At 71.4% G+C, this 10485-nt stretch carries 12 protein-coding genes and 2 pseudogenes; 7 read left to right on the top strand and 7 right to left on the bottom strand.

From position 1 onward, the window contains the following. From ACTWQJ_RS37135 to ACTWQJ_RS37125, 3 genes are all read left to right on the top strand, one after another. A partial coding sequence (locus ACTWQJ_RS37135; protein ID WP_443310851.1) for a flavin reductase family protein occupies nt 1-525 on the top strand: 525 nt, incomplete at its 5' end. Between the two features lie 29 nt (nt 526-554). Further along, nucleotides 555-791 (top strand): recombinase-like helix-turn-helix domain-containing protein, encoded by a 237-nt coding sequence (locus ACTWQJ_RS37130; RefSeq protein ID WP_443310850.1) that lies wholly within the window; start codon nt 555-557, stop codon nt 789-791. Nucleotides 792-793: 2 nt separating this feature from the next. Then, the gene (locus ACTWQJ_RS37125) at nt 794-1810 is read left to right on the top strand and encodes a Rieske 2Fe-2S domain-containing protein (protein WP_443310849.1); all 1017 of its coding nucleotides are present in this window, start codon (nt 794-796) and stop codon (nt 1808-1810) included. 696 nt (nt 1811-2506) lie between these two features. On the opposite strand, the gene ACTWQJ_RS37120 is transcribed toward ACTWQJ_RS37125, so the two are convergent. From ACTWQJ_RS37120 to ACTWQJ_RS37110, 3 genes are read right to left on the bottom strand one after another with little or no spacing between them, the layout of a single operon-like run. After that, the gene (locus ACTWQJ_RS37120) at nt 2507-3133 is read right to left on the bottom strand and encodes a YigZ family protein (protein WP_224740285.1); all 627 of its coding nucleotides are present in this window, start codon (nt 3131-3133) and stop codon (nt 2507-2509) included. 51 nt (nt 3134-3184) lie between these two features. Further along, nucleotides 3185-3739 (bottom strand): SixA phosphatase family protein, encoded by a 555-nt coding sequence (locus ACTWQJ_RS37115; RefSeq protein ID WP_443310848.1) that lies wholly within the window; start codon nt 3737-3739, stop codon nt 3185-3187. Next, the gene (locus ACTWQJ_RS37110) at nt 3736-4512 is read right to left on the bottom strand and encodes a hypothetical protein (protein WP_443310847.1); all 777 of its coding nucleotides are present in this window, start codon (nt 4510-4512) and stop codon (nt 3736-3738) included. Before ACTWQJ_RS37110 ends, ACTWQJ_RS37115 begins: the two co-directional genes overlap by 4 nt. 143 nt (nt 4513-4655) lie before the next feature. Between ACTWQJ_RS37110 and ACTWQJ_RS37105 the strand changes: the two are divergent. After that, nucleotides 4656-4871: pseudogene (locus ACTWQJ_RS37105) on the top strand (CoA-binding protein); the annotation flags it as partial. A 610-nt stretch (nt 4872-5481) separates the two neighbouring features. On the opposite strand, the gene ACTWQJ_RS37100 reads toward ACTWQJ_RS37105, so the two are convergent. Beyond that, nucleotides 5482-5610, bottom strand: coding sequence for a hypothetical protein (locus ACTWQJ_RS37100; RefSeq protein ID WP_443310846.1), 129 nt, complete (start codon nt 5608-5610; stop codon nt 5482-5484). A 289-nt stretch (nt 5611-5899) separates the two neighbouring features. Here ACTWQJ_RS37100 and ACTWQJ_RS37095 point away from each other — a divergent pair. Next, nucleotides 5900-6329 (top strand): annotated as a pseudogene (locus ACTWQJ_RS37095) (acyltransferase family protein); the annotation flags it as partial. A gap of 54 nt (nt 6330-6383) precedes the next feature. Then, nucleotides 6384-6614, top strand: a complete 231-nt coding sequence (locus tag ACTWQJ_RS37090) for a GlsB/YeaQ/YmgE family stress response membrane protein (RefSeq protein ID WP_443310845.1) — start codon at nt 6384-6386, stop codon at nt 6612-6614. Nucleotides 6615-6623: 9 nt separating this feature from the next. Here ACTWQJ_RS37090 and ACTWQJ_RS37085 read toward each other — a convergent pair whose 3' ends face one another. Continuing rightward, nucleotides 6624-7823, bottom strand: coding sequence for an acyltransferase family protein (locus ACTWQJ_RS37085; protein WP_443310844.1), 1200 nt, complete (start codon nt 7821-7823; stop codon nt 6624-6626). A gap of 40 nt (nt 7824-7863) precedes the next feature. After that, a complete protein-coding gene (locus ACTWQJ_RS37080; protein ID WP_443310843.1) occupies nt 7864-8238 on the bottom strand; it encodes a hypothetical protein in 375 nt (124 codons plus the stop codon). Nucleotides 8239-8537: 299 nt separating this feature from the next. Here ACTWQJ_RS37080 and ACTWQJ_RS37075 point away from each other — a divergent pair, with 299 nt between their 5' ends. Next, on the top strand, nt 8538-9419 hold the full coding sequence (locus ACTWQJ_RS37075) for a universal stress protein (protein ID WP_443310842.1): 882 nt from the start codon (nt 8538-8540) through the stop codon (nt 9417-9419). 248 nt (nt 9420-9667) lie between these two features. Here ACTWQJ_RS37075 and ACTWQJ_RS37070 read toward each other — a convergent pair. Beyond that, on the bottom strand, nt 9668-10485 hold an 818-nt coding region (locus tag ACTWQJ_RS37070; RefSeq protein ID WP_443310841.1), incomplete at its 5' end, for a cation:proton antiporter domain-containing protein.

Raw genomic sequence — 10485 nt, 5'->3', positions numbered from 1 at the left:
GTCTACGGCGGCCGGGGCCGGGCCTCGATGGCCTTCACCGCCGAACTCGCCACGCTCGGTGGCGACGTGACGCTCGTCCCGCAGGACGAACTGGGCCACATCGATCTGGACACGGTGCTGGCGGAGCTGTCCGAGGGCACACTGGTGTACTCCTGCGGCCCCGAACCGCTGCTCGCCGCCGTGGAGGAGCGCTGCCCCGACGGCCGGCTGCGACTGGAGCGGTTCGCCGCACCCGTCGTGGAACGCGCCGGGGACGACGAGGCGTTCGAGGTCGAGTGCCGCACCTCGGGGGTGACCCTCACCGTCGCCGCGGACACCTCGATCCTCGATGCGGCGGAGAGCGCCGGTCTCCGTGTGAACAGCTCCTGCCGCGACGGCATCTGCGGGTCCTGCGAGACCCGTGTGCTCGACGGCACCCCCGACCACCGCGACTTCCTGCTCAGCGAGTCGGAGCACGCCGTCGGCGCCACGATGATGATCTGCGTCTCGCGGTGCGCCTCCGGCCGGCTCGTCCTCGACCTGTGACCCCTTCCCCCCCATCCTCAGGAGACACCGTGACCGCCAACGTGACCGGCGCCTGGCCGTACCTGGACATCCACCAGTCCCGTACGCACGAGCCCACGCCGTACGAGTACAAGCTCGCCGCGACCCTCGAAGAGGTCTTCACCAAGGAGGGCCACGAGCTGGCCGACGTCGTACGCGGGCTCAACGCCCGTCAGGTCCACGCCGCCGACGGCTCGCCGTGGACCGAGGAATCCTTCCGCGCCGAGATGAACCGACTGGGAGCCTGACCATGACGCTGTCGTCCTCCGCCACGGCGGACCACATCTACGCCACCGGTCTGCGCAACCAGTGGCACCCCGTCGTCCCCTCGCACTTCGTCGCCCCGGGCGCGATGCGCAAGGTGACCGCGCTCGGCGAGCAGTGGCTGCTGTTCCGCCGCTCCGACGGCGCCCTGTCGATGCTCGCCGACCGCTGCCCGCACCGCGGCGCACCCCTGTCGCTCGGCAAGCACCTCGGCGACCGGGTCGCCTGCTGGTATCACGGCGTCGAGGTCGAGACCGACGGCACGGTCTCCTCGGTCCCCGGGCTGCCCGGCTGCAATCTGGAGGGCAAGAAGCTGGTCACCTCGCTGCCCGTGCGCGAGGTCGGCGGCGCGATCCTTGCCTACTTCGGCGACGAGGGGCACCCGGAACCGGCACCGCTCGCACTGCCCGAGCCGCTGACGGACCCCGACGTGGACGCGTTCCTGTGCTACGCCGAGTGGAACGTGCCGTGGCGGTACGCCGTGGAGAACCTGCTCGACCCGATGCACGGCGCCTTCCTGCACCACGACTCGCACTCGATGTTCGACGGTGACACGACGGCCAAGTTCCGTATCCGGGAGACCGACCGCGGCTACTTCTTCGAGAAGACCGACCAGCGGGGCGTCAACTTCGACTGGGTGGAGCTGTGCCGTACGGGTGTGGACTGGGTCGACCTGTCGATCCCGTACCCGCCGTCGGCCGGTCCCGGCGGACCGTTCGGGATCGTGGGCATGGTCTGCCCGGTGGACGAGCAGCGCTGCGGGGTCTTCTTCTGGCGCTACCGCCGCGTCGAGGACTGGCAGCGCGCGTCGTGGCGCTTCCTGTACAAGACACTGATCGAAAAGCGCCACTGGGAGGTGCTGGAGCAGGACCGCGTGATGCTGGAGGCCATGCCGGCGGACGCGGACCAGCAGGAGAACCTGTACCAGCACGACCTGGGCGTGGTGCGGCTGCGCCGTCTGTACCGGGCGCAGGCGGAGGCGCAGTCGTCGGCGGGTGCCTGAGCACCGGGCCCGTGGGGCCTCGTTTCCGGCACGGACGGTGCGGGCTCGGTCGACGAGGCCCGCCCGTCCGCGGTTTGCGGGCAGGGGCGCTGCCCTGTCAGTCCTTGGCGCGGGCCTCGATCGGGACGTCGCCCGCCGGGTGGCTCAGGGCGCCGTGAACAGCGTCGGGAACCGGGGGGCGAGCCACGGCTTGCGCCCCCGTGCGAGGACCCGGCCCGAGGACAACTATCGTGGTGTGGACGTTGCGGGCGCAGGCAAATAAAACCGGTCCATCAGAAACCGCCTCGCCAAACCCATCAGTTCGGCGACTGCGAATAGGGCGGCTGCCAGACCTCGCTCCACCGCCTGCAACTCGAAGCCCTCCCTGCCCAGCACTGAACCAGCACGGGACAGGTCACCAGAGATGACGAGGGGTGCCCACAGGTCGGCACCAAACCAGCACCGGCACCACCGACGAGCTTCTCCTGGGCGGACCCGCACCATCCTGACCTGCGCCTTTGCCGCATCAGCGCACTCACGGTAAGTGGCGCCTCGAAAATTTGTGCAGCAGTCTCACGATCCCCGAGACTAACGGCCGGGTCCGACACCCCGGGCGGTTACTCCCGTATCGCCCCGTCATGACCGACCCTGCGCACATCCGTTATGACCACGTGATACCGATTGCCCACAAACCCTTGTGGTGCACAGCACCCTTCGCTACGCGTCCCCGTACGCCTCCCCGCCCAGCTCGAACCCGGCCGTCCCGGCGGTGACATCCGCGAGCCAGGCCCGGAAGGCGTCCACGTCGGCGTCCGGGAGCCCGATCTCGATCGTGACCGCCTCCGCGTAGCGCACGTCCCGTACCTCTCGGCCGGTGGCGCGCAGGTCGTTCTGGACCTTGCCGGCCCGCTGGTGGTCGACGGTCACCGTGGCCAGCCGGAAGCGGCGGCGGGTGATCGTGCCGAGGGCGTCCAGGGCCTCGCCGACCGCTCCGCCGTACGCCCTGATGAGGCCGCCCGCACCGAGCTTGACCCCGCCGTAGTAACGGGTGACGACGGCGACGACGTACCGCATGTCGCGGCGCAGCAGCATCTGGAGCATCGGGACACCGGCGGTGCCGCCCGGTTCGCCGTCGTCGCTCGCCTTCTGGACCGAGGCGTCGGCGCCGATGACGTACGCCCAGCAGTTGTGCGTGGCGTCGGCGTGCTCCTTGCGCACGGCGGCGATGAAGTCCTGGGCCTCCTGCTCGGTGGCGGCCGGGGCGAGGGCGCACAGGAAGCGCGAGCGGTTGACCTCGGTTTCGTGCACGCCCGCGCGGGCGACCGTGCGGTACTCGTCCTGCATCGGGCCAGCCTATGCCGTACGCGCGCGTGCGCCCGGCCCGGGAGAGGCGCCCTACTTCTTGCCCGGCTTCTTCTTGCCCCGCGGCACGATCATCGCCGTCAGCAGTGCCCTGCCCGGCGCGAGGGTGTGCCAGCCGCTGCCGTGCCAGGCCAGAACGGCGATCGCCGAGGTGGGGAACTTCACCCGGACCCGGTCCAGTGCGTCGTCGAGGCCGTCCCCGGCGAGCGCCAGGACCAGCTCCTCCAGACCGGGGTTGTGCCCGATCAGGAGCAGCGTCTCGACCTCCGGCGGCACCTCGTGCACGACGGCCAGCAGGTCGGGCACGTCGGCTCCGTACAGCCGCGAATCGTGCCGTACGGGCGGCGGGGTGCCCCACTGGGCGGACGCGAGTTCCCAGGTCTGGCGGGCACGGGCGGCGGTGGAGCACAGGGCGAGGTCGGGCAGGCAGTCGGCCTCGACGAGCGCGCGCCCCGCGGCCGGCGCGTCCCGTCGGCCGCGGGGCGCGAGCGGGCGCTCGTGGTCGGCGACGTCGGGCGGCCAGGCCGACTTGGCATGTCGGAGCACGACCAGACGGCGCAGCGGGCCGGTTCCCGCCCGCGTGATCATGCCGGGGATCCCAGATCGCGGGTCAGGTCGAGCCCGAGCAGCCGGTCCGTGTAGGCGTACGTCTCGAACCGCGCGCCCTCCGGCAGCTCCGGGTCGGTCTCCACGCGGCGCAGGACGCGCAGGACCGACGGGACGTCCAGATCGTCCTCCCAGGCGGTACGCAACTGTTCGCGGACCTCCTCGGGAACGGGCCGCGAAGGGCGGCGCGCCCAGGCGGCGACGGCCCGGCGCCAGCGGGCAAGGGTGTCGCGGGCCTCGTCCAGGGCGGCGGCGTCGAGGCGCACCGGACGACTCCTGTGCGGGGCGAGCAGCGCCAGACGCAACACGGCGGGATCGGCGCCGCCCCCGAGGGCCTCCCCGAGATCGACCGGCCCGGGATCCACGGGCGCGACCGCGACGCGCACTCCGTCGGGTGCCGCCCCACCCTCCCCCACCACATGGAGGACCTGCCGCTCGACCGGCCCGGCGCCGACGTCGCGGCGGTCCTCGAAGGGCCGGATGCCGAGGGCCGCGGCGGCCGTGCGCAGTTCTGCCCGCTCCCGGTCGCCGGACAGCAGACCCCAGACCGGCGTACCGCCGAGTTCCAGGGCGCGGACCAGGACGTCGGCGACCAGCAGCACACGCAGGGCCGTGGCGTCGAGGCCGGGCGCGTGGGCCTCGACGCGGACCAGGCCCCGGCGGGTGGTGGACGCGTCGACGGGTTCGCCGGTTCGGGCGTCGATGATGCGCAGCACGGGGCGAGCGTAGGCGGGCGAGCGGTCGTGCGCAGCCATCTGGCGTGGTTCCGGACGAGGTGGCGGGGTTCCACCATGCACCCCGGGACCGAACGGGGGAATCTCCGTACGCGGCCGACCGTTGCAGTCGGAGCGGTTGTGCCGCGTGTCCAGCAGAGCGACGAGACCGAAGGAGTCCCACCGTGTACGGCGACGAAGCGACGGTCCGCAAGATCCTCACCGAGCTGGGAGACACCTGGGCGGTGGTGGGCCTGTCGTCGAACCAGGACCGCGCGGCGTACGGCGTCGCCCGGGTCCTCCAGCGCTACGGCAAGCGGATCGTGCCCGTCCACCCCAAGGCGGAGACGGTGCACGGCGAGCAGGGCTACGCCTCCCTCGCCGACATCCCCTTCGACGTGGCAACGGACACAGCGCGGACCGGTGCCGGCGGCCGGAGTCGCGCCTGACGCGCACCAGGCAGGCCCGTCGCCATTGAGGACCGTCCGGCATGCCCCTGGCTGTGTCAGCAGCCGGATCATGTACGGGCCACGAGGACGGCGGTGATCGGTGCGGCTCTGACGTGCATGGTGGCCGAACGCTTGCGGGGCCCGGCACTGCGGGAAGCTGCCAACGGCACGGCCAGGAGGCGCACATGCTCCGTGGCTGACTTGTGACGTCATCAAGTACCCGTCTTCACAGAGGTGTCGACTCCGTAACCGTCCGCCGTCACGTGTGACGCTCCAGGCGCACGGTGCGCTGGAGGAGGTGACCCCACCGATGGGGGTCAGGGCGCCCGCCCTCTTGGGGGAGGTATGCGGGCGCTGTCGTGCAGGGGCAGGCTCGTTCCCCCCGTGACGGGTCTGTCCCTGCTCGCGCAAATCGGCCCGGGCCTTTTCTCACCGGGCGGGAGGCCGGGCCGCTCTTCACACTTGCGGCAGCCTTGCCGGTGCAGAGCGGATCGCCGCAGATCGCGTGAGCCAGCCCGGCCTCCCGGTTGCGGCGTTGAGCAACGCGTTACGCCTCCTGCTCCTACTCCTGCTGGCCGCGTGCGTACCCGATCCGCAGGAGCTGGGACAATAGGTCGGCACGGCGCAGCAGCGGTTCGACCACGTCGCCTCTGACGTACACAGGTTCCCCAGCGGACTGCGGGCTCCCCATGGCCGCCTCCCTCTGCCTGCGCCGGCACGCCGGGAAGCCGTCTGACTCGCGATGACGTAGAGCCATCCCACGTACCTCCTCGCACAACGGATGAGCGCAGCCCTCACCAACCGCGGCGAGCCTCGCACCGTCAGGCACGCCCGACGGGTGGTTGCCGCCGGTCCTTGGGACACCTGGTGTCCGCAGGGAAGACGGTTGATCCTTCGTGAGGGTTGTGCTGTCACGCCGCGCGCACGGACAAGATCACAGCGGGTGCCGCCACCCATGGCCAGGGCGCCTGGTCGCGAACGGGCCCCTCATGGCACTGGCCCTCTTCGGCTGCGAGCTGGCCTTGGTCGCCTGCTTCCTCGCCCGGGTGCCCGGGCGGCGGAGGTGGTTCACCGCGCTGGGCGCGGGCACGCTGTACGGCTATCTGCTGCGCGGGTTCCCTCCACGCCACCGCTCACCGGCACTGGTCCCGCCACGACTGGACCCACCCGCCGCCCGGCGGGATCACCGTGTCCGTCATCGCCGCGGTCGTGACCACGCTGTGCACTCCGCTCGTCCGGCGGGTCGTCCGGTTCCTGATGGAGCCGACGATGGGCTGGGCGTTCCGGACACGGCGGCCGGAACCCTCCACGGCCCATCCTCCTCACTCCGGTGCGGGGCAGGACCGGAGACGCTCACGTTGTGGCACACCTGGCTCCGGAACCGTGGGCCGGTCCAGCCGGTGCCCTTGACGGGAAGAGGCGTCCGCGCAGTCGCCGGTCCCGGTGTAGTACAGGGCCTGTTCGGTGCCGGGACGAGTCGTACCACCCGGCGCTGCCCGAAAGGCAGAACGCCGGCGCATCGGCATCCTGTGGACGATCGGGATGGGCATCATCGCCGCGTTCATCGGAACCGGCATCGCATCCGGCCTCAACGTCGCCGGCACCGAGGGCGTCGACCGGGTCGAGTGGCTCATCCAGATCGCCCTCGCGGCCTTCGGCGTCGCCGCGGTCAACAAGGTGAAGCTGCGCCGCTGACCGGCAGCCTCACAGCACCCGGCGGAAACCCGGCAGCCGCCGCAGCCCGGCCGCGGCGAAGAAGGCTGTCGGCACCGTGAGCGCACAAACCGTCGCCCACGCACCGGCGGCCGACAGCCCACGGCCGGCCAGGTAGTACTGCAGCGTCACCACCAGCGGCAGATGAATGATGTAGACGGCGTACGAGTCGGCTGCCAGCTCCGCCGACAGGCGGCTGCAGCGCGTCACCGCCTCCCGGAACAGCGTGAGCAGCCCGATGCACAAGGCCACGCACAGCGCGCTCTCGTACGCCGCCCACAATGCGGACGGCCAGTCGAAGCCGCCCGGTCCGAAGCAGTCGGCGTTCACGCCGATCGCGAACAGCAGCGCCACGCCGGCCAGTCCACCGGTCAGCCACACCCATCCGGTGCGGGCGTCGAACCGCTCCAGCCAGTCGTGGCCGTGCGCCAGCACCCCGAGCGCGAAGAAGGCCGCGTACTGCGGCAGGCGGGCGGGCTCGACCTGGAGGAAGTCCAGCACCGGCACCCAGGTGTCCAGTGGATAGCGCAGGCGCACCAGGAAGGTGGCGGCGGCGATCGCGGCGGTGAGGACGAGCAGGGCACGGTGACCCGGCACCGGCAGGGTCCGTCCGCCGCGCGACCGCACCAGTCGGGCGGCCTGGCAGCACAGGACGTACAGCACGCTGTAGGCGAGCAGGTTCTGGATGAACCACAGGTGCCCGAACTGCAGGTCCGGCCAGGAGGGGCCGCTCCAGTCGGCGGGCTTGTCGCCGAGTCCGAGGTAGACGTCGGTGAAGTAGCGAGGGAAGGAGATCGGCGGATAGCCGCGGTAGTGCACGTAGTACGCGTACATCAGGCCCGGCACGATGGTCAGCGCGCCGACCAGCAGTGGTACGCCGAGGCGCAGCAGGCGGCCCGTCAGGAAGCGGCGGGCGCCCCGCCGGCCGTAGGAGCCGGGCACGAAGACCGCGGAGACGAAGAAGAACAGGCTCATGAAGAAGGCACCGTCGACCGCCGACAGGGTCGCCAGAGCGCCGGTGCGCGGCTGGCCTTCGACGTACCACCGGTCGGCAGGGCCGTAGGACTGGGCCGCGTGGTGGACGACGACCAGGACGGTCAGGGCGAGGCGGAGATTGTCCAGCCAGGCGAGGCGGCGCGACGGGGCATGAGAGCGTGGCGGCGCGGACCGTAAGCGAGAGGGAGTATCCATGTGTTCATTCTTGTAAACACACGTACACTCCACACTGAGGCTAACCCCCATCCACACCCTCCAGCTGACCGTAGTAACCCGGCAGCAACAACCGCTGGTTGGCCGCGCTGCGGCGGGCCAGGACGAGGGCGAATGTCGGCTCGTCGAGGTTGGGCTGCATGACCCGCTCCAGCAGCAGCGGGCCGAGGATCAGGCACAGCATCTGGAACGGGACCCACTCCTCGTCGGAACCGTCCTCTCTGTAGACGGCGGACAGCCGCTCCACCTCTGCTCGGGCGCCGGACAACAGGCGGCCGAAGAGAGCCGCGCTCGCCTCACTGTCCTCCAGCAGGACGTAGCGCAGGTAGCCGCGCAGGATCGGGTCTGCACCGAAGACCCGCGCCGACACCTCACCGAGGGAAGCCATCAGGCCCATGCCCGGCTCCAGCTGCCGCAACTACTCACTGATGTGGTCCAGCACATGAGCATCGACCGCCGCCCGAAGCCCCTGCTTGGAGAAGTGCCGGGCCACCAGCGCCGGCAACAGACCGGCAGCGGCCGCCCGGCCCAATGGCAGTGGCCGATGGCCAGAGCGAGGCTGGAGGCGGCGGGGACGGGGACGGCAGATCTCCGCAGGGACCTGTCTCTGGCACAGGGATGTTGCCTGGGTCGCCATTGCGAGCCGCCGTGCGTGGCAGCCCGGTGCCGTGCGTGCACGGGGATAGGAGACCGTTGATGAGTGGACCGGTCGTGGTGGGTGTGGACGGCTCGGCGTCGAGTCTCGCTGCCGCGGAGCTCGCGGCGCGCGAGGCGCGCATGCGCGGAGTCGGGCTGCGGGTGGTGCACGCGTTCATCTGGCCCGGCATGCATGCGCCGCCCGGGCCGTCGCCGCTGGGACCGGTCGGGGGCGAACTGCGCAAGCTGGCCGAGCGCACGGTGGCCGAAGCGGTCGGGCGGGCACGGACCGTCGCGCCGGAGGTGGAGGTGGCCCACGCCGTCATCGGCGGTGAACCGCTGAGCGTGCTGGAGGTCCAGTCGCGTACGGCGGCGCTGGTCGTGGTCGGCAGCCGGGGGCTGGGGACGTTCGGCGCTTTGTTGCTGGGATCGACGGCGGTGCATCTGACCGCCCACGGCCGTTGCCCGCTCATGGTTGTGCGAGACAGGCCGAACCCGTCCGGGCCGGTGCTGCTGGGCGTCGACGGCTCTCCAGCCGGGGAGGCAGCCGTCGACTTCGCCTTCGCCGAGGCGTCGTTGCGAGGCGCGGACCTGGTCGCCCTGCATGCGTGGAGCACCTGGACCGAGCGCGCCTACAGCGGTCCTGGTGATCCGCCCACTGTGCTGTACGACGTGGACCGGCTGCGCGACGAGGCGGAACGGGTGCTGGCCGAGGCACTGTCCGGACGGCAGATGAAGTATCCGGACGTCACGGCGCACCGCCGTCTGCTGCACGCCCGTACGCGTCCTGCGCTGATCAAGGCGAGCGAGGACGCGCAGCTCCTGGTGGTCGGAGCCCGAGGCCACGGCGGCTTCGCGGGACTGCTGCTGGGCTCGGTCAGCCAGGCCGTCCTGCATCATGCGCACTGCCCGGTCACGGTGGTCAGGCCGGGTGTGACCTGATTGGCGGTGACTGCGGCGGCGCACTGGCCAAAGCCGTCCGACGCGGACCCTGGACAAGAGCGTCGGAGAGATCGCGCAATGGGCAGACTGCTCCCGCAGGCGAGAGGTCAACAGCGTGTCCCACGTCGCTCGCGTGCCACCTCCGCTGCACCCGCCGGGTGCACAGCAGGGTCAGGCGGCGGTGGAACCACGACGAGCTCATCAATGGGCACGGCGCAGTACGCGCACTGCCACGGTCACCGACCGTGTCAGGCAGCGCCGGGGCCGGGAGGTTCGGGGTGGCCGTGTTCGCCGAACCAGCGGGCGAGTCTGCCGCGGCGGCCGATCGCGCGCAGCCGCCGTTCGGCGGCCTCCCGGGTCTTGGGTGTGGTGATCAGCAGCAGTTCGTCACCGGTGCCCAGCACGGTGCCGGGCTGCGGAACGATGGTGGTGCCGTCGCGGACGATCAGGGTGACCACGGTCGGGGGCGGCAGCCGCAGTTCGAAGACGGCCACGCCCTTCAGCCGGGAGCCCGGCGGGATGGTGACGGTGAGCAGGTCGGCGTCGAGTACGTCCAGGGGTGCGGTCTCGACCTGGACCTCGCGCAGTGCGTCGGGGCGGGTCAGGCCGAGCCTGCAAGCGGCGGCGGGCAGGCTGGGACCTTGGAGCAGGGTGAACAGGACGACCAGCACGAACACGATGTTCAGCAGGTCCCGGGCGTCGGTGACGCCTTCGACGATGGGGTAGGTGGCCAGCACGATCGGGATCGCGCCGCGCAGCCCCGCCCAGGAGATGAACGCCTGCTCGCGCCAGGGGATGCGGAACGGCAGCAGGCAGGCCAGGACGGAGACGGGGCGGGCGGCCAGCAGCAGGACGAGCCCTGCCACGACGGCGGGCAGGACGGCCGAGGGCAGTTCGCTGGGGGTGACCAGCAGGCCGAGCATGACGAACAGGCCGATCTGGGCGAGCCAGCCGGTTCCCTCGGCGAAGGAGCGGGTGGCGGCGCGGTGCGGCAGTTTGGCGTTGCCGAGCACCAACCCGGCCAGGTAGGCGGCGAGGAAGCCGCTCGCTCCGGCCGCCCCGGCGG

The sequence above is a fragment of the Streptomyces sp. KR55 genome (assembly GCF_052245645.1).
GTDB lineage: Bacteria > Actinomycetota > Actinomycetes > Streptomycetales > Streptomycetaceae > Streptomyces > Streptomyces flavusporus.
This window is presented reverse-complemented; position numbering and strand designations above follow the sequence as displayed.